Annotated in this window: 18 protein-coding genes and 1 tRNA gene; 8 read left to right on the top strand and 11 right to left on the bottom strand. The window is 36.7% G+C overall.

Annotated elements, in window-relative coordinates:
* Positions 1-32 precede the first annotated feature (32 nt).
* The 3 genes from JOC73_RS06915 to JOC73_RS06925 form a co-directional block, all read right to left on the bottom strand.
* Positions 33-497 carry a GNAT family N-acetyltransferase gene (locus tag JOC73_RS06915; protein ID WP_204401517.1) on the bottom strand — a complete coding sequence of 155 codons (465 nt, stop codon included), beginning with the start codon at positions 495-497 and terminating at the stop codon, positions 33-35.
* A 159-nt stretch (positions 498-656) separates the two neighbouring features.
* Positions 657-935: a CD3324 family protein gene (locus JOC73_RS06920; RefSeq protein ID WP_204401519.1), complete on the bottom strand. Its 279-nt coding sequence runs from the start codon at positions 933-935 to the stop codon at positions 657-659.
* A gap of 518 nt (positions 936-1,453) precedes the next feature.
* Positions 1,454-2,389, bottom strand: a complete 936-nt coding sequence (locus tag JOC73_RS06925; protein WP_204401521.1) for an RluA family pseudouridine synthase — start codon at positions 2,387-2,389, stop codon at positions 1,454-1,456.
* Positions 2,390-2,653: 264 nt separating this feature from the next.
* On the opposite strand from JOC73_RS06925, the gene JOC73_RS06930 reads away from it, so the two are divergent.
* Positions 2,654-3,466 (top strand): NAD(+)/NADH kinase, encoded by an 813-nt coding sequence (locus JOC73_RS06930; protein ID WP_204401523.1) that lies wholly within the window; start codon positions 2,654-2,656, stop codon positions 3,464-3,466.
* A 149-nt stretch (positions 3,467-3,615) separates the two neighbouring features.
* On the opposite strand, the gene JOC73_RS06935 is transcribed toward JOC73_RS06930, so the two are convergent.
* Positions 3,616-4,254 carry a hypothetical protein gene (locus tag JOC73_RS06935; protein ID WP_204401525.1) on the bottom strand — a complete coding sequence of 213 codons (639 nt, stop codon included), beginning with the start codon at positions 4,252-4,254 and terminating at the stop codon, positions 3,616-3,618.
* Between the two features lie 225 nt (positions 4,255-4,479).
* Here JOC73_RS06935 and JOC73_RS06940 point away from each other — a divergent pair, with 225 nt between their 5' ends.
* Positions 4,480-4,956 (top strand): NUDIX domain-containing protein, encoded by a 477-nt coding sequence (locus JOC73_RS06940; RefSeq protein ID WP_204401527.1) that lies wholly within the window; start codon positions 4,480-4,482, stop codon positions 4,954-4,956.
* A gap of 359 nt (positions 4,957-5,315) precedes the next feature.
* Here the strand turns inward: JOC73_RS06940 and JOC73_RS06945 are convergent, their stop codons facing one another.
* Positions 5,316-6,464, bottom strand: coding sequence for a dicarboxylate/amino acid:cation symporter (locus JOC73_RS06945; RefSeq protein WP_204401529.1), 1,149 nt, complete (start codon positions 6,462-6,464; stop codon positions 5,316-5,318).
* 358 nt (positions 6,465-6,822) lie between these two features.
* Between JOC73_RS06945 and JOC73_RS06950 the strand changes: the two genes are divergently transcribed.
* Positions 6,823-8,085 (top strand): [Fe-Fe] hydrogenase large subunit C-terminal domain-containing protein, encoded by a 1,263-nt coding sequence (locus tag JOC73_RS06950; RefSeq protein ID WP_204401531.1) that lies wholly within the window; start codon positions 6,823-6,825, stop codon positions 8,083-8,085.
* A 104-nt stretch (positions 8,086-8,189) separates the two neighbouring features.
* On the opposite strand, the gene JOC73_RS06955 is transcribed toward JOC73_RS06950, so the two are convergent.
* A tRNA-Val gene (locus JOC73_RS06955) sits at positions 8,190-8,265 on the bottom strand.
* Between the two features lie 252 nt (positions 8,266-8,517).
* Between JOC73_RS06955 and JOC73_RS06960 the strand changes: the two genes are divergently transcribed.
* Genes JOC73_RS06960 through JOC73_RS06980 form a run of 5 tightly spaced genes read left to right on the top strand, consistent with a single transcriptional unit; the run spans position 8,518 to position 12,418 of the window.
* Positions 8,518-9,462 (top strand): RnfABCDGE type electron transport complex subunit D, encoded by a 945-nt coding sequence (locus JOC73_RS06960; protein WP_204401533.1) that lies wholly within the window; start codon positions 8,518-8,520, stop codon positions 9,460-9,462.
* Positions 9,459-10,070 carry an FMN-binding protein gene (locus JOC73_RS06965; protein ID WP_204401535.1) on the top strand — a complete coding sequence of 204 codons (612 nt, stop codon included), beginning with the start codon at positions 9,459-9,461 and terminating at the stop codon, positions 10,068-10,070. The genes JOC73_RS06960 and JOC73_RS06965 overlap by 4 nt, the downstream gene beginning before the upstream one ends.
* Positions 10,067-10,699, top strand: a complete 633-nt coding sequence (locus tag JOC73_RS06970; RefSeq protein ID WP_204401537.1) for an NADH:ubiquinone reductase (Na(+)-transporting) subunit D — start codon at positions 10,067-10,069, stop codon at positions 10,697-10,699. The genes JOC73_RS06965 and JOC73_RS06970 overlap by 4 nt, the downstream gene beginning before the upstream one ends.
* Complete coding sequence (locus JOC73_RS06975) at positions 10,699-11,289, top strand: NADH:ubiquinone reductase (Na(+)-transporting) subunit E (protein ID WP_204401539.1); 591 nt, start codon at positions 10,699-10,701, stop codon at positions 11,287-11,289. The genes JOC73_RS06970 and JOC73_RS06975 overlap by 1 nt, the downstream gene beginning before the upstream one ends.
* Before the next feature lie 19 nt (positions 11,290-11,308).
* Positions 11,309-12,418 (top strand): NADH:ubiquinone reductase (Na(+)-transporting) subunit F, encoded by a 1,110-nt coding sequence (locus tag JOC73_RS06980; protein WP_204401541.1) that lies wholly within the window; start codon positions 11,309-11,311, stop codon positions 12,416-12,418.
* 108 nt (positions 12,419-12,526) lie between these two features.
* On the opposite strand, the gene JOC73_RS06985 is transcribed toward JOC73_RS06980, so the two are convergent.
* The 5 genes from JOC73_RS06985 to dapD all read right to left on the bottom strand — a co-directional run bounded on the left by JOC73_RS06985 (position 12,527) and on the right by dapD (position 17,796).
* The gene (locus tag JOC73_RS06985; protein ID WP_204401542.1) at positions 12,527-13,411 is read right to left on the bottom strand and encodes a YitT family protein; all 885 of its coding nucleotides are present in this window, start codon (positions 13,409-13,411) and stop codon (positions 12,527-12,529) included.
* Between the two features lie 394 nt (positions 13,412-13,805).
* Positions 13,806-14,474 (bottom strand): hydrolase, encoded by a 669-nt coding sequence (locus JOC73_RS06990; protein WP_204401545.1) that lies wholly within the window; start codon positions 14,472-14,474, stop codon positions 13,806-13,808.
* A gap of 205 nt (positions 14,475-14,679) precedes the next feature.
* Entirely contained in the window at positions 14,680-15,861 is a 1,182-nt protein-coding gene (locus tag JOC73_RS06995) for an aspartate aminotransferase family protein (protein WP_204401547.1), read from the bottom strand.
* 2 nt (positions 15,862-15,863) lie between these two features.
* Positions 15,864-17,078, bottom strand: coding sequence for an aspartate kinase (locus JOC73_RS07000; RefSeq protein ID WP_204401549.1), 1,215 nt, complete (start codon positions 17,076-17,078; stop codon positions 15,864-15,866).
* Between the two features lie 4 nt (positions 17,079-17,082).
* Entirely contained in the window at positions 17,083-17,796 is a 714-nt protein-coding gene (dapD, locus tag JOC73_RS07005; RefSeq protein ID WP_204401551.1) for a 2,3,4,5-tetrahydropyridine-2,6-dicarboxylate N-acetyltransferase, read from the bottom strand.
* Positions 17,797-17,810: the final 14 nt, after the last annotated feature.

A 17,810-nucleotide genomic window follows, 5' to 3' on the forward strand; every position in this document is an offset into this window, starting at 1 on the left:
ATTTACTATTAAATCTAGAGTCAACCTGATCTCTAATAGCTTTTCCTCATGGCAATAAATTCTGTGTCCTGATTATTTACAAACCATGTAAGTTCATCTATCTTTTCAAAACCTAGTTTTTCATAGACTCGTATAGCCCTTTTATTGAACTTTGCAACTAGTAACTCTAATTTGTCAAACTTATATTTTTCTCTGCCAAAATCCAGTACAGCACTAATAATTTCTGTCCCCATTCCCCTTCCAGTAAGACTAGGTCTCATTTGTACGCCAAACATAAATACATCTTTTTCATCATCGTAATCAAAACTAAAGTTGCCCATTAATTCTTGTTCATCATTATATAAAACAAATGCATTTTCCTCTGTATGTATATTTCTTGCCCATTGTTGCTTAACCTCAGTTTTGTCGTTATTATAAAAGGAGTATTCTCCTTCATATTTCCATGTAGCTATATCAATAGCATCAGTTTCTGTCGGATTCTTAAATTCTATTCTCATTTTAATTCCCCCCATGTTAAATATTATAAGACTACTTACTTTATTCTATCAAATATAAATTGATCTAGTAATCTCATAAACAGTACTTAATCAAACTTGAGCTTTTTAATAAGTAAATGGACATTTATTATTAATCTGATTAATAAATGTCCATTTATATTATAATTTCCTTCTCTTTTCTTTACTTAGAATTCTTCTTATGCTCTTTTCCGAAAGATAGTATACTTCTGCCAACTCGACTACAGTAGTCCCTTGGGTATATTTATTAAAAATTTCTTTATCTCTATTCTTAAAATTATTTTTCGTACCATTTTTTTCACCCCAGGATTTTTTATTCTCAATTTTTCTTGGAATATATAAGTATTCACCGTCAATATATTGTTGAATCAGCTCTACTACTTCCTCTGGTAATACACTTTGTGCACTAATATGACCCATCGCTTTGCCCTCCTTATGAAATATGGATCAGAGCAAAGACTACCTACAAGACACTTTAATGCCCTATTGCTTTAGTTTTCTCATAGCAGTCTTTGCTATGAGTTTAAGAACACCTTTAAAGATGGATATTTCACTGACTTCACTTCCCTTCATATCTCCAGTTCAGCTATAGATAAAAAAACATATGGATATTATTAACATCCATTTATGTAATTCTATGTCACCAGTATAATTTTATAGAATTTTTTATGTTTTGTCAATTTTCAAACAGTTAACTGTTTTATATTAATTCATTAAAATGACTTTATGTATTTGAACAGTCTCTATAAAATAAAACCATCCAAATTTCTTTATGGATTGCTTATTACCTATGTCTATATACACTTTCTGTAGTGCTAGTACTGATTCCATATTCTTTACCTAGTCTCATAATTGTCCCTCTAGGGGTATACAGAAGCGACCCCTTCCTTAGTGTCAGTGTCACACCTACAGAATGAGTCGCCTAATCATTTAAATATTTATCTCTTATCTTCTACTTTTTCCTTCTTCAACCGCTCCCTCAACTCCGCCAAATCATCAGGTAGAGGCGCTTTCACCACAATTTCATTCTTAAATCTTGGTTGATAAAACTTCAAATAAGCTGCATGGAGGGCCTGTCTACCTATTAGTTTGCCGTCTGGGTTCCCGTAAAGGGTATCTCCTATGATGGAATGTCCTAAATGGTTCATATGTACCCTTATTTGATGGGTACGACCTGTTAGGAGCTCCACCTCTAGCATTGTGGCGTTTTCGTATCTTTCCAGTACCTTATATCTCGTGATGGAAGCCTGTCCTGCTTCATCCACTACCCTTTTAATACTATCCTCTGTAGGCCGATGGATGGGGGCATCAATTGTCCCTGCATCTGCTTCTACAATCCCCTCTACAAAGGTAATATATCTTTTTTCCACTAAATCTGCCTGCATCTGCTCCGACAAAACATGGTGGGCATAGGGATTCTTTGCGATCACCAAAAGTCCAGAGGTGTCCATGTCCAATCTATTTACAAATCTAATTCTGTATTCAAACCCCTTTTTTTGCAGATAATAAGAAGCAGCATTAGCAATCGTATAGATAGGATGACTTTTAGTAGGATGGGATACGATTCCCGGCTGTTTATTAATCACAATGACATCTACATCTTCATATATTACATGGAATGGAATGTCTTGAGGTGTAAATTGGTTAGGTTCTTCCTCCATCAAAATCTTTATGTAGTCCCCTTCCTTTACCTCCTCATGATATTTTACATATTCATCATTAAGAAAAACCGATTTGTCCTTCTTTAATTTAGTAAGCAGTCGACTTGAAAAATCAAGCCTGGTCTTCAATACCTGCTTGATGGTTTTAAAATGATCCTCCGCCTCTACTTGATACACCATCATTTGCTCTGTTTGCTGGTCTGATATCAGCATTTTTTCACCTTCTTTCATTCGCATGGCTATTATATTATGAAAATAATCCTATATCAATATGTTTTTTCTACTTGTTAAAGATTTTTCAATCCCTATAAAAGGATTTTTCCTTCTCATATAGAATTACTAAATTAATAACATTTATACGGATAAACGCTATTTAAGGAATATATTACATTATAAATGATTATTCTGATAACATATGGAAATACACAAACTAAGACATAGATACAATCTCTAAATTATTTTTAAAGGAGAATGCTTATGAATACCAATGGTAATAAGGTCATTAATATTATACATAATAATGCTAAGTTTTCTATAGATACTGCCAGTTATGTAAAAAAGAAATTCATCCAAATGGGCTACGAGGTTACTGATGTGTTTGATTTCACGGCTGATTTAGTTGTCTGTATCGGTGGGGATGGTTCCCTCTTAAGAATGCTCCACACCTATCAATTCCCTGATATCCCTGTTGTGGGGATTAACACTGGCCATTTAGGATTCTTAGTAGAAATCAATCCCGATGAAATAGACGATTTTCTAGACAGATATCATGCTGGGGAATATTTCATAGAAGAAATTAATCCAATAGAGGCAGTAATCTGTACCCGAACAGATTGTATCAATGCCTTTGCCCTCAACGAAATTGTCATCAAGGGGGATTTATCCAGGACGGTTCATTTGGACCTTTCAGTAAACGATCAATTAATCCAACGTTTCAGCGGTGATGGAATACTTTGTGCCACCTCTACCGGTAGTACTGCCTACAATTATTCTATAGGTGGTTCTATTGTAGACCCTAGTCTACAGGTGATACAAGTCAGTCCTCTGGCTCCTATTAATACCAATGCATACCGTTCCTTTACCTCCAGCGTTATCCTTCCCTCCAATGCAACTATTAAGGTAAACCCTGAGTATCGTTTTGAGGACTCCATCGTAATTGTCAGCGATGGTATGGAGCATAGACATAACGGTATTGTTGAAGTATCCTTAAAACTCTCAAGTCTTAATATTAAAATGCTTAGACTTAAAGGATTTGAATTCTGGAGTAAAGTAAAGGAAAAGTTCCTATAGATAAATCCAAATACTGTAAAATCAAAATTCCCTACAAATGAATCCTATTAAACTTAAGGAAGTCATTGTGGGGAATTTTCAAGTTTCATTTTGAAATACATTCAACTTGTATACTTACTTGTACTTACATCTGTTTTATGATGAGGCTTTTAATACTTACTTAATTCATTATATATGAAATTTGCATTGCCCTCTGCCCATACCCTATGTTGCTTTTCATTCTTATAAAAAACTAAAGCTTGAGTTTCTGGGATCACACGCCATACACAGTTGAATTTCTCATATTTATTGTGAATCAATAATTCTTCTAGAATCATCATGTTTTCATAAAAATCCTCTTCATAAATAGCCCTCAGCTTTTTCTCGGGAGTTATATGCTGATAAGAGTCCACCGCCATTGCCTTCAGCACCCATTCAAGTTCCTTTAGCTTTCCAATCATTTTTAACATAAAGTATTTTTTTTCAACAAAAATATAAGTCTTAATATCGTCAGTAACGTTAAATCCTCCCTCTAACTTCTCAAAGAGGTATTGATTCACCAACATATAGTCCTTTTCATTCATTTTGGTTGCTACTATATTAATAAACTCTGCTTCTGAAAGTCCCCTTATAGCCTCCATCAGTTCTTCGTCATCATCATATGAGTCGTAGTCTGTTATATTCATAATCAAGTCTGGAAAAATCTCTGCGTTCAACCAAACCCACTGTTCCTTTTTTAAGTCTACTCCAAATAAAGTTTCTAAATCACAGTCCTTAATTGCTTCCACTAAATTAAATTTGATTTTCATCACCCTCTTTATATTTGGTATCATTATACTTTATAAAGCCAACATAAAACAAGTTAAACGATAAAGTACGCCGATCTTTTATAATAATATTTGTATGTGGTAACCTTAATCATAATACTACTATATTGATTAGAATGTGTAGTCCTTCAAAAAATATTATATAATTAAACTGTCAAAGTCTTTTTAAACATTAAAACAATACTAACTAAGATAGGAGCAATTCAAATGAGAGAACATAATTTTATTGGTGTGGGGGGTCTCCTATATCATCAAAGCAAGTATTTATTAGTCAGACATTCCTATGGTGAATACAATGAACAATGGATTATCCCTGGAGGATTTGTTAAGGATGGAGAACACCCCAGTGCCGCAGTCGAAAGAGAAGTTTTTGAAGAGACATCAATTAAAGCTAAATCAAAAGAGCTAGTGGCGGTACGTACCCGACAAAGAAGTGAAAAATGTTTGGATTGTTATCTTGTTTTTACTATGGATTATCTAAAGGGAGAGGCTATATCCGATGGAAAGGAAAATTCTGCTGCTGGTTTTTTCAATTATGAAGAAGTGTTGAATCTAAAAAATGTTATTCCCTTATCCAAAATCATCATTGAAAAACACCACAATGGAGCTTTGAGATCACTAGAACTAGTGAAGGATATTGATCCCTACACCCCTGACAATCAATTCCTTCACCTATATATTTAATTGAGCAAAAAACAGAGCTCCATTACTATGGATCTTCTTTGTTTTATCTAATTAGGTTTCCTCTCCTGTTGGACGAATAACCTTTGATATTTAGAAGCAAAAGGAGTTCAGTTTAAAATAAACTAAACTCCTTCGACTATTTTAAGTACATCTTTTAAAAGTATAGATAAAAAAACAATTAAAAAGAAAAAAACTGATATAATGTATAAAACTAATACATTAAGACCTTAAAACCATAAATACCAAGTGTATACATTTTTTTCTGTAAATAATAACAAATAAAAATTAATTATCATTATAATATTTACTATGAATTCTAACATATTTTTGATTTGTATGATAATTTTCCCTATTAACTGCTATTTATTTTTTGCAAATCTATCTACGATCATGGCAATCGCTCCATCACCAGTAACGTTGGCAGCAGTTCCAAAGCTATCCTGAGCTATATAGATTGCCATCATTAAGGCTAATTGAGCCTCACCAAATCCCAGCATAGTTTCTAGTAGACCAAGGGCCGCCATAATCGCTCCACCAGGCACACCAGGAGCTGCTACCATTGTGACTCCCAACATTAAAATAAAAGGCAGTACTTGCCCGAAGCTAAGGGTATTACCAGCTAAGAGCATTACAGCTATAGCGCAGGTAGTCAGGGTAATTGTACTACCTGCTAAATGTATCGTTGCACATAAGGGTACTGCAAATTCTGCTACTTCTTCTGAAACATCGTTGGCCTTAGTCTGTCTTACTGTAACAGGGATTGTCGCTGCTGAGGACTGAGTCCCAATAGCAGTAAAATAAGCTGGTAGCATATTTTTTAATGCCCTGATTGGGTTCTTACCAGTAATCCCACCAGCAAGTATGTACTGGAGTATAATATAGGATATATGAACAATTAATACTAACACAACAACTCTTCCAAATACTGATAAAGTGCTGGCAACTTCGCCTGTATAAGCCATCTTAGCAAATACTCCCGCAATATATACAGGTAATAATGGAATAATGATCGTGGTAATTACTTTATTAATAATCTCCTGAAATTCATTCATAAAGTTAAACATTGTCTTTCCTTTAATAGCCGCCATACCTAACCCGAGTAAGAAAGCTGTCACTAAAGCTGTCATAACACCCATAATGGCTGGCATCTCAATCGTAAAGAAGGGAGTGATGGTTACACCTGTTCCTGTGACTTCTGCACCCGTTGTGATAATCATAGGTAAAACAATAGAAGCTGCTAAAAAAGCTAAAATTCCTGCAGTGATGGTTGATAGATAGGCTAGCCCTGCAGTAATTCCTAGAAGTTTTCCAGCTTTACCACCAAGTTCTGCAATTCCAGGGGCTACGAAGCCAACGATCAGAAGTGGAATAATAAATCCTAAAAAATTACCAAAGATACCAGAAAAGGTTATCAATAGTCTTGTTAATGCCTCAATTCCTGTTGAACCAATAATAATACCAAACACAATACCAATTACTAATTTCGGTAATAAACCAATTTTTTTCATTTGATGTCCTCCGTTCATAGAATTTTATCATTTTATTTTCACTTAAACGCTACAATAAACAATTGAATCATTAAATGTTCATTGTATCTAATAAGCCTTCTATACTATTATTTAACTTAGTAGAAATACCTATGCGTTCAAAATTTATGCAATTGTTAGATTGTAAATCTAGTTCATATGTTAGTTATTTATTTAACCAAGATTCTTTAATAAAGTGGATATATGTTTTTTATATGTATGATATAATAGTTATATAAATAATTAAAATATTAAAATAATTTGAGTTTTGTTTACTTCTTGTTCATTGTATAATACTATTATATATTTTTATTTATATTAGAAATTAGGAGGAATCCTCATGCATTCAAAAATCCACGCAATCGCTTTAGATCCTTCTAAATGTGTTGGATGTACAAATTGTCTTAAAAGATGCCCAACAGAAGCAATTCGGATCAAAGCAGGTCATTCTAAAATTGTTAAAGAAAGATGTATTAATTGCGGACAGTGTATTCAGGCTTGTCCTCGTCGCGCCCGCTATGGTCTAACTGATAATCTCCAGTCAATTACAGAATTTAAATATAAAATCGCCCTTGTGGATCCCGTTTTATATGGACAGTTCCACGATATTTATCAGCCATCACAAATCCTCAGCGCTATTCTTGCTCAGGGATTTGATGACTTTTTTGAAATTTCAAGAGGTGCAGATTTAATTACAGAGTTTACACAAGACTATATTGCTAAAAATCCTGAATTTCCAATAATTTCTTCTTCCTGCCCCACTATTGTTCGATTGATTCAATTACGGTTTCCTAGTTTAATTAATCATATTTTACCTATTGATTCACCAGTTGAAATTTCAGCCCATTTAGCCCGTAAAAAAGCGATGGAACAACTGGGACTTACAGAAGAAGAAGTAGGCGTATTCTTTATTTCGCCATGTCCTGCAAGAATTTTTAGTTTTCAAAAGCCAGTGGGAATTAAAAAATCACGAATAAGTGGGACTTTCTCTATCAAATCTATTTTCCTTGATATTAGTAAAAGCATAAGTAAATCAACACCAGAACACGAGAACTTCTATCCCTCCTACAAAGGAATCGGATGGGCCAAATCAGGTGGTCAAAGTAAAGCCCTAGGGATTAAGGATTTCCTATCTGTTGATGGTATCCAAAATGTCATCAGTGTACTGGAGGAAATAGAATATCATAAGATAAATGATGTAGCATATATAGAATGCCATGCCTGTACAAATGGATGTCTAGGTGGTAGTCTTAATATAGAAAACTCCTTTGTGGCAAGAAATAGGATTCGTAAACTGGTAGATGAATATCAACATACACAAATCAATGTTCCGCCCTTTAATCCCAATGAGTATATCCTTACAGAACCACTCCAGCCACTTCAAGTGACTAGGTTGGATGATGATATTGCAGTTGCGATAGCTAAAATGGAGCATCTTGAAAAGGTCTTAAAGACTCTACCAAACATCGATTGTGGTGCCTGCGGGTCCCCCTCATGTCGTGCTTTAGCGGAAGATATCGTTCAGGGTTACGGAGAACTAGGAGACTGTATCGTAATGCAAAATCGTCTAAAAATATCAGAGAAAACAGAAGATGTAGATTAGACTATGTCTTCTTTTTTATTGCCACCGCAGCGTATAAAAATATGTAAGGGTGCTAAAAAAAGAACTACCCTATCAATTTCTTGACAAGGCAGTTCTTCTTTTATTGGTGGGCAATAAGGGACTCGAACCCCTGACTTCCTCCACGTCAAGGAGACACTCTACCAGCTGAGTTAATTGCCCAAATTAAGTTTTAAAATAAATTAATGACGTAAGTTAATATTAGCATCTTCCCTAGTAAATATCAAGAAAAAATTTTTCCTATATCAAGATTTTAATTACATTTTGCTGATTTCCAGCCATATGTATATAAAATATAGTTATTTTGGGGGTCTTAAATACTTCTCTTAATATTTTGTCCTATCAATCTCTGTTTTAGAAGAACTATGGTGGGTAAATATAGACAAATTGTTGCCATAAAGGAGGTCAGTAAAAATGGAAATAAAAACGAAAGATTTTTTTATGAAACAAAACCATATGAGGAAAATACTCATTAGCTTAATTCCTATCATACTAGGCGCTATCTATTTTTTTGGTTGGAGAACATTAGTCTTAATGTCAGTCGTTACCTCCTTCGGCATCCTGACAGAGTATGCCTTTAAAAGGAAACGAAACCAACCAGTATCGGAAGCCGTCATCGTCACCAGCATACTTTTTACCCTTACTTTACCTGTTTCAATTCCCTTTTGGGTGGCCATTGTTGGTATTATTTTTGGTGTCATCTTTGCCACAGAGGTCTTTGGAGGTTATGGTTTTAATGTATTTAACCCCGCCCTTGTAGCCCGTACTTTCCTTTATATTTGTTTTCCGCAATACATTACAGTTGCTTGGAATGCCCCATCTGCTGGATTTCCAGGGGGATTTGCCAGTTACATTACCCCAGCCATTGAAACAATTACTCAAGCTACACCACTAAAACAAACTGTACCAATCAGTCAGCTTTTCTGGGGCAATGTCAGTGGTTCTATGGGAGAAACCAGCGCATTTTTAATCATGATTGCTGCAATTATATTATTAGTTACCAAAGCAATTGACTGGCAGTTGTTGTTATCTCCACTTGTAGGGTTTATAGGTATGAGTGCTGTGTCTATCCTTATAGCACCAGCCAAAGCCCCCAGTATCCAATATGGACTTCTTTCCGGTGCTTTTCTAATGCTGGCGGTCTTCTTCGTCACCGATGGGAGTACTGCCCCCAAAACGGTTGAAGGTAAATGGATTTATGGAATCCTAATAGGTACTATCACAGTAATCATACGGGTATTTGGTATATTTGTCGGTGGCGCTATGTTTGCTGTATTAATTATGAATACCTTTGTCCCCATAATGGATGAAGGAATAAAATATCTTAAAGAGCAACAAAGAAAGCAGGTGTCATTATGAAGAAGATGAATACCACCTCAATCCTTTTCATGATTGTCATCACCGTCATATTTACTGGTGCATTAGCCTTTATCAATGAAGTAACAAAAGAGCAAATCGACCTTAATCAAGAGCTCAAAGAGCATAAATCAATGCTTTATGTCCTCAATATCCCCCTTGAGGATAAATCAGCTCTAGAGGTAAGTAACTTCCGTTCTGATTATATTAAAGAAGCAAATAAAAATGATCTATACTATTACGAAGCCTTCGAAAACCATCAGCTTACTGCCTATATATTTCCTTTTCAAGGGGAGGCCGTATGGGGGACTTTAAAGGGACTCATCAGTCTTACTCCTGACTTAAAAGAAGTACGGGGAATAGACTTCCTTTCCCACAGTGAAACCCCTGGTCTAGGAGGTAGGATTGACGAAAAACAATTTAAAGAACAATTCCGTGGCATTACCATTAATCCGCAACAACAAGATTCTAATTATATCAACTATCATCCACATCCAAATGCACAGATTGATGCCATCACTGGAGCTACAGGAACCTCCAATGCCGTAAAAAGAATTCTTAATAACAATCTTGAAATCATCATCAATGGAATGGAGGGTGAGCATCAATGATGAAGCTAAAGGACATCAAAAATATTTTCTCCACAGGCATCTTCAATGATAATCCTGTATATCGTCAACTTCTTGGGATTTGCTCTGCCCTAGCCGTAACTAATCTTATGTTGAATTCCCTCGTGATGGGGCTTGGACTGGTCTTTGTAACTGCCTTTTCCAGTATGACGGTATCCATCATTAGACAATACATCCCACGACATATCCGCATGATGGTCCAAACCCTAATTATATCAGCTTACGTAATCATCGTGGATATTGTTCTAAAGGCCTATTACCCTAGCATGAGTGAAGCCCTAGGCCCCTACGTAGGATTAATTATTACAAACTGTATCATCATGGGTCGTTGTGAATCCTTTGCTCAAAAGAATTCCCCTATCCCCTCCTTTATAGATGGAGTAGCCAATGGTCTCGGATATACCTTTGTGCTACTATCTGTAGCCTTTTTTAGGGAGCTATTGGGCTTTGGGTCACTGTTTGGCATCCCCGTCCTTGGGGATTGGTGGGTAAGGTGGATCTTTATGATTATGCCCCCAGGAGCCTTCTTCATGATGGCAATCCTCATCTGGGTAACAAATTCATTGTCTCCTGTCAAAGAAGAATCTACAGTTACTGGAGGTGGTCGTTAATGTCAGACATCAATCCATTTTTTATCTTTTTTGCTTCAATATTTACCAGTAATATGGTATTAGCCAACTTTCTAGGGATGTGTTCCTTTATCGCCGTCTCTAGAGAAGTTAAAACCTCTCTCGGTTTAGGGCAAGCAGTCACCTTTGTCTTGACGGGTACTACGATTATTAACTATCTTATCTATCATTATATTTTAGTTCCCTTTAGACTGGAATATCTACGATTTATTGTTTTTATCATCACCATAGCTGCCTTTGTTCAACTTGTAGAGATGGTGTTGGAACGATACGTCCCAACCCTATACTATTCATTGGGAATCTTTCTTCCCCTCATTACAGTTAACTGTGCCATCCTAGGGGTTTCCCTCTTTATGGTAATCAGAGACTATAATTTTATTCAGTCCGTTGCTTTTGGTGTAGGCTCCGGCCTTGGATGGGCATTGGCAATCCTAGCAATGGCAGGAATCAGACAAAAATTGCAGGATGCCCCAGTTCCAAAAGGTCTTGAGGGACCGGGAATTACTTTAATTATTACTGGATTGATGGCCCTTGCCTTTATTGGCTTCTCGGGCATCGTAAAAATCCAATAACATTAGGAGGTGTGGCTAAATGAGTACTATTTTAATTACGATCGGAGTTATTACTGGAATAACAACACTGCTTGCCCTCCTATTGACCTTTGCTGATGCCTTTATTGCTGACTATGGAATAAAGAAGATTTTAATTAATAAAAACAAAGAGTTGGAGATAGAAGGAGGCAATACCCTCTTATCCACTTTAGTCAACGAGAAAATTTTTATCCCCTCTGCCTGTGGCGGTAAGGGTAGTTGTGGCTATTGCAAATGTAAAGTAAATAGTGGTGGAGGACCTGTATTAGCTACTGAACTTCCCTATTTATCTAAAGGGGACAAAGAGAATAATATCCGTCTATCCTGCCAAATCAAGGTGAAGGAGGACATGGAGATTGAAATACCAGAGGAGCTATTTAACGTAAAGGCATATAAGGGAGTCGTTGAGGAAATTGTAGATATCACCGACAAGATTAAATTTGTAAGGTTTAAAATTACCAGCAATGACCCCTCCACTATAGATTTCAATGCTGGTCAATATATTCAATTAACAGCTCCCCCTTACCCTAGTAGCCCAGAAGAAGTCTATCGAGCCTACTCAATTGCTTCAGCTACAAAAGATAAAAATCATATAAACCTTTTAATCGGATATGTGGAGGATGGACTTTTAACCACTTATGTTCATCAACATTTAAATCAAGGGAGTTCTGTCAACTTCACTGGTCCCTATGGTGATTTTTATTTGCAGGATACAGATGCCGAGATTGTCCTAGTGGCAGTAGGAACGGGTATGGCACCAATTCTAAGTATTCTCTATGAATTAATAGATCAAAAAAGCCAAAGAAAAGCTACCTTTTTCTTTGGGGCTAGGACGAAGTCCGATTTATTTATGTTGGAGGAAATGGATATATTTGAAAGAGAATTACCTAATTTTAAATTTATCCCCACCCTCTCAAGACCTAATGCTGAAGAAGAATGGACTGGTGAAGTAGGTAGAGTAAATAATTCGATTGAAAAGATATTAGAATATAGTGATGCTCCTAGGGAAGCTTATCTCTGTGGTAGTGCCCCCATGATTGATTCTACTGTTGATAGTCTATTGGCAAAGGGGATTAGGGAAGATAAGATATATTTTGATAAGTTTGATTAAATTAAAGAACCCGTACATTAGAATGCATCTAAGGTACGGGTTTTTTGCTAGCTGGTTTTCCATTTACGAAAGATCCTAAACTGTAGGATCTATACTTGCGATCAATTTTTATGCTCCTTCTGTTTCAACAATACTCTGGAAGCCTAACCCCTTACCCCATACGGTCATTACTGGTAATAGGTCAACAAATGCATTTTCGTCAATTCTGGAAATATACATTTTGATGAGGATGGCCTCCCTTGGAGTACATATGGACACAATCTTTCGCTTAGTTTCATTTGTGTATCCACCTTTGATATCATACAAGCTAATCCCTCTACGGATTTCGTTTATGATATAGGCTACTACTTCTTCATGGGCAGATGTAATAATCTCAATTTTTACTGTCTTCGATCCAAGTCCAAACATGACTGTATCCAGGGATTTGATAAAGACAATTTGAGTTAGAATGGCATATAGGGCTACAGTTCTATCAAATAAAATTCCTGATGTAATGATAATTAAGGTGTCTACACCTAAGATTACCTGACTCATACTCATGGTGGGCAGGATTTTTTTATGGATTACCTTTGCTATGGTGTCGGTCCCCCCCATAGAGAACCCCCTCTTTAAAATCAAGCCACATCCACTACCTGCTATGATTCCATAATAGATTGTCGCTAAGAATGTATCATTTTCAATAAGGGGAGATGGATTCATCTCAAATAAAATTAATAATATCGGGAAAAGAATTGATAAAGTTATAATCTTATATGCTTCTCTCTTTCCAAATACCAAAAACGCCAAAAGTAATACCAATAGGGATAATCCATAATATAGATAACTATAGTTTATCTTTAGCAACTGTTCTAATATAATAGATGTACCTGTAATCCCACCCGTCATTAATCCATTGGGCTTCAAGATAGATGTAATGGCAAAGGCCAATAACATGCAACCGATGGTAACAAATACGATATCTAATAACATTTTCTGCGTTTTATTTTCTGACATTTCAGTTAACCTCCTTTTTCTGTATCTCCTTCTGCTGTAAACCCACCATACTATCCTACTCCTTTTCGCTTACCATTACAATTATGTTTCTGTAAAAAAAGTTATTACTTTTCGTTAATATTGCTGATAATTTTGATTTCTTGTGGATGTATGGTTTTATGGATATTATTGGTAAATTAACTGTAAAAAAAGTAGCTGATGTAAGCCGATAGCTACTTTAGTTATTAGAATATTTAATTTTCCTATGCTTAATTTGTTTTAGTTATATATAAGGTGGTAATTATAAAGATTCTATAAAGATTATAAAGTGACCTTAATATAACACTTTTTATAGGATTTTTAGACGGATTAAATTTCGATTAGTTTGAATATAGCTCCTAAATCTAAAATTTGATTAATATTCATTCCGATACATACTCATCCTACTTCTAAAGATTTCTAAAGTAGAAGGAGGGTTATAAATGATGGCATTTGCTCCAGCTTCAATTGTCTCTAGGATCACCTCATCCGTATGTCCACCTGTTGCAAAAAGGGGTACATTTGGATAGTGCTTCCGGATTTCTCTAACTACCGCTGATGTATTGCTCCCCGCTGCAACACTCAATATATCTGCCCCAGCAGCCAATCGATCTTCTATTTTATCCATTTTAGCCGATACCACTGTGATGACTACAGGTATATCAATAGATTGTTTCATCAGCATCACCGTGTCATTGGAGGTGGGGGCATTTAATACTACCCCAATAGCTCCTTGAAATTCTGCATGGAGGGCAAGATTTGTAGAGCGTTGTCCATTGGTCACTCCCCCCCCTACGCCACAAAAGACAGGTACATCTGCACAGGTCATGATGGCATGGGTGATGGTGGGCTGGGGAGTGAAGGGGTAGACTGCCCATATGGCATCTGCATTGATATTCTCAATGATGGCAATATCCGTTGTAAAAGCAAGAGATTTTATTTTTCTCCCAAAAACCTCAACTCCCGATGCTTGTCTAATCACTTCTGGAACTTTAATCATATAGCTTCTTAAATTGCCAGTAATCCGTGGTATATTCGGCTTCATAGGAACTTTACCCCCTTGATTTTAATATGTTTTCAATATTTGTGTCAATTATATCCTTTTAAAAATTGAATGTAAAGTCAATTAAGTCGATGATTTTCGACTATTTCTGTTAAACTATAGAAAAACTCTATAAAAAAGGGATAACTGCCAAAAAACAGCTACCCCCTTTGTATTTTCTTTATTTCTTTATCTAAACCTTACGCTTTTACCATTGTCTTAATATTTCCATAAAAGCATTAGCAAATTCATCTATGTGCTTTTCTTCAATAATTAACGAAGGTAAAAGTCTTAAAATATTGCCATTGGTGACATTGACTAAAATATTTTTTTCCATAAATTGATTCCTAAGTACTGTATGATTTTTAAGAACTTCGATCCCCAACATCATACCTTTTCCTCGAATTTCTCCAATGAATTCTGGGAATTGCTTTCTAATTCCCTCTATTTTATTTAAAAGATAGGCTTCCTTCGTCGCTACTTCCGTCAACAATCCGTCCTCTAAAATCTCCAGGGTTCTCCTTCCTAGACTGGCACTTATAGGGCTGGGTGCAAAGGTAGTTCCATGATCCCCAGGTTTGAAATAATGGGAGATTCCTTCCCTCACCAACATACCCCCTAAAGGAAGTCCTCCCCCTACACCCTTTGCGAATAATAGGATATCGGGTTTAACATTAGTATGTTGGTAGGCAAAGAGCTTTCCTGTCCTTCCCATTCCTGTTTGTATCTCATCGACACAGTAAAGTACTCCGTTGGCATGGCATAACTCCGCAGCCTTCTCCATAAATTCTTTTGATATCACCTTAATTCCACCAGAACCAGAAATCGGCTCAAACAACAGAGCAGAAGGTTTATGGTCTATAATCATTTTCTCCAGCTCCTGTATATTTTCATCCTCTAATTCGTATACTGGAAAATCAACTGTGGGGAAATCCTGCTGAATACTTGCCATTCTTGTAAGCTGTAAAGCCCCCAAAGTTCTACCGTGGAAGCTATTTTTAAATACCACAATACCTTTTAACCCCTGATCAACACCATATTTATGAATGTATTTAACCCCTGCCTCGGTGCTCTCGGCCCCCGAGTTGGTGAAGAATATTTTCCCGTCGAAGGTATTCTTAACAATTTTTTCAGCCAATCTGATGGCTGGTTGATTATAAAAGAAATTGGAGATATGAGAAAATCGTTGGCTCTGTTCCACCATTTCTTGATTGAGCTCGTCATGACAATGACCTAAAATATTTACTGCCAAGCCAGAAAAAAGGTCTAGATAAGTTTTTCCTTGAACATCTGTGATATACATCCCTTCTGCCTTATCCACCACCACAGGCATCCTACCGTAGGTAGGTAAAATATATTGTTGATCTAACTCCATCCAATTATTTTCCATCATTACACCACCAATCCAAAGGCATTTCCTATTAAATCTATCACTTTTTCTTCATGGACTCGATCTACTGCAAAGGTGATTTTAATTTCAGAAGTCGTAACAATTTTAATAGCAATATTGTTTTCTGCCATCAGTTTAAATACCTTTGCCGCCACCCCAGAGTGGGTCCTCATTCCGAGTCCTACTACTGATATCTTTGCAATTTCCGTATTAACCTCCCAACTAATTTCAGGGGCTTCCTCCTGCCATTGCTGTAGAATACCCTCTACAATCGATAGCTCTTCTATAGGGGCAGTGAAGCTGACATACATCTTTCCATCCTCAGTGATCATTTGGGAGATCATATCAACATTGACTCCCTTTTCTCCCATCCTTCCAAATAGGCGATATAGCCCAGATACGGAGGAGGGTAAATTTAACACTGTCACCTGCATATCCTCAAGACTTGAGGCCATTCCTGTTATTACTGTTTCTTCCATTTCTGCTGCTCCTCCATCCTGAATCATTGTTCCTTGACTATCTGAAAAAGTTGATCCCACATACAAAGGGAGCTTATATTTATTGGCTAATTCTACAGCTCGATAGTGCATGACTCCAGCCCCAAGGCTGGCCATTTCCATCATTTCCTCGTAGCTGATACAATTAATTTTTCTAGCATTCCTTAGTTTCCTAGGGTCCATGGTATAGATGCCATCTACGTCTGTGTAAATTTCACAATTCCCCCCCAGCTTGGCAGCTAAAGCAACCGCAGAGGTATCACTGCCGCCCCTACCAAGGGTGGTGTATTCATTATTTTCCGTCACCCCTTGAAACCCTGCCACCACAACGATTTTATTCTGTTCCAATGCTTCCATAATTTTAGACACATCAATGTCCTTTATTCTTGCTTTTTGATGAAGGTCTGTGGTTTTGATATTAAGCTGAGGTCCTGTATAGGATATTGCTGGTAATCCCTTTGAGATCAAAGCCATAGATAGGAGGGAAATGGAGATTTGCTCCCCTGTAGTCAGAAGCATGTCCATCTCCCTAGGCTCTGGGTTGTCGGTGACAGCCTTTGCTAGAGATACCAATTCGTCGGTGGTTTTTCCCATAGCCGATACAATCACCACAACCGAGTAGCCTTCTTTTTTCTTTTGAATTATTTTATCGGCAACTGCCCTTATTTTCTCAACAGAGCCTACAGAGGTTCCTCCATATTTCTGTACGACAATCTTCATATCACTATGCTTCCAACAGGTTACGAAGTTCTTGAACAATCTCAGTTTTAGACTTTGTTTTGTCGTCTATTGCCTTGATGATTCTGGCTGGAGTACCTGCTACTACAACATTTGGTGGCACATCTTCTGTTACTACAGCTCCTGCCGCTACTACAGACCCTTGACCTACTCGAACACCCTCAAGGATGACAGCATTTGCTCCTACTACTACATCATCTTCAATAACTACTGGTGTTGCTGATGGAGGCTCGATTACCCCTGCCACTACTGTACCTGCTCCGACATGGCAGTTCTTTCCAATGATTCCTCTACCTCCAACAACAACATTCATATCAACCATTGTCCCTTCACCGATGACAGCTCCGATATTAATGCAGGCCCCCATCATGATGACAGCATTGTTACCAATTTCTACATTTTCACGGATAATGGCACCTGGCTCTATTCTAGCATGGATATTCTTCAAATCTAATAACGGAATTGCAGAGTTTCTTCTATCATTTTCAACTACAAAATCTTCGATTAAATTTTTGTGATCCTCTAAAAATTTACCCATTACCTTCCACTCGCCAAATAGGATTCCTGTGTCCCCTGTTATAAAGTTCTTAACATCGTATAGGCTCCAATCAATCTTGCTTAAATCTCCCTTGATGTATACCTTTACTGGTGTTTTCTTCACACTACTTCTGATGTATTCAATAATATAATTTGCATCCATTTAAATTTCCTCCT

Source organism: Alkaliphilus hydrothermalis (assembly GCF_016908555.1).
In the GTDB taxonomy this organism is placed as follows: Bacteria; Bacillota; Clostridia; order Peptostreptococcales; family Natronincolaceae; genus Alkaliphilus; species Alkaliphilus hydrothermalis.

Bases quoted from the DNA above. Each gene is read 5' to 3' on its own strand.
- JOC73_RS06915 (WP_204401517.1), bottom strand. From the start codon at position 497: ATGAGAATAGAATTTAAGAATCCGACAGAAACTGATGCTATTGATATA.
- JOC73_RS06920 (WP_204401519.1), bottom strand. From the start codon at position 935: ATGGGTCATATTAGTGCACAAAGTGTATTACCAGAGGAAGTAGTAGAG.
- JOC73_RS06925 (WP_204401521.1), bottom strand. From the start codon at position 2,389: ATGCTGATATCAGACCAGCAAACAGAGCAAATGATGGTGTATCAAGTA.
- JOC73_RS06930 (WP_204401523.1), top strand. From the start codon at position 2,654: ATGAATACCAATGGTAATAAGGTCATTAATATTATACATAATAATGCT.
- JOC73_RS06935 (WP_204401525.1), bottom strand. From the start codon at position 4,254: ATGAAAATCAAATTTAATTTAGTGGAAGCAATTAAGGACTGTGATTTA.
- JOC73_RS06940 (WP_204401527.1), top strand. From the start codon at position 4,480: ATGAGAGAACATAATTTTATTGGTGTGGGGGGTCTCCTATATCATCAA.
- JOC73_RS06945 (WP_204401529.1), bottom strand. From the start codon at position 6,464: ATGAAAAAAATTGGTTTATTACCGAAATTAGTAATTGGTATTGTGTTT.
- JOC73_RS06950 (WP_204401531.1), top strand. From the start codon at position 6,823: ATGCATTCAAAAATCCACGCAATCGCTTTAGATCCTTCTAAATGTGTT.
- JOC73_RS06960 (WP_204401533.1), top strand. From the start codon at position 8,518: ATGGAAATAAAAACGAAAGATTTTTTTATGAAACAAAACCATATGAGG.
- JOC73_RS06965 (WP_204401535.1), top strand. From the start codon at position 9,459: ATGAAGAAGATGAATACCACCTCAATCCTTTTCATGATTGTCATCACC.
- JOC73_RS06970 (WP_204401537.1), top strand. From the start codon at position 10,067: ATGATGAAGCTAAAGGACATCAAAAATATTTTCTCCACAGGCATCTTC.
- JOC73_RS06975 (WP_204401539.1), top strand. From the start codon at position 10,699: ATGTCAGACATCAATCCATTTTTTATCTTTTTTGCTTCAATATTTACC.
- JOC73_RS06980 (WP_204401541.1), top strand. From the start codon at position 11,309: ATGAGTACTATTTTAATTACGATCGGAGTTATTACTGGAATAACAACA.
- JOC73_RS06985 (WP_204401542.1), bottom strand. From the start codon at position 13,411: ATGTCAGAAAATAAAACGCAGAAAATGTTATTAGATATCGTATTTGTT.
- JOC73_RS06990 (WP_204401545.1), bottom strand. From the start codon at position 14,474: ATGAAGCCGAATATACCACGGATTACTGGCAATTTAAGAAGCTATATG.
- JOC73_RS06995 (WP_204401547.1), bottom strand. From the start codon at position 15,861: ATGGAAAATAATTGGATGGAGTTAGATCAACAATATATTTTACCTACC.
- JOC73_RS07000 (WP_204401549.1), bottom strand. From the start codon at position 17,078: ATGAAGATTGTCGTACAGAAATATGGAGGAACCTCTGTAGGCTCTGTT.
- dapD (WP_204401551.1), bottom strand. From the start codon at position 17,796: ATGGATGCAAATTATATTATTGAATACATCAGAAGTAGTGTGAAGAAA.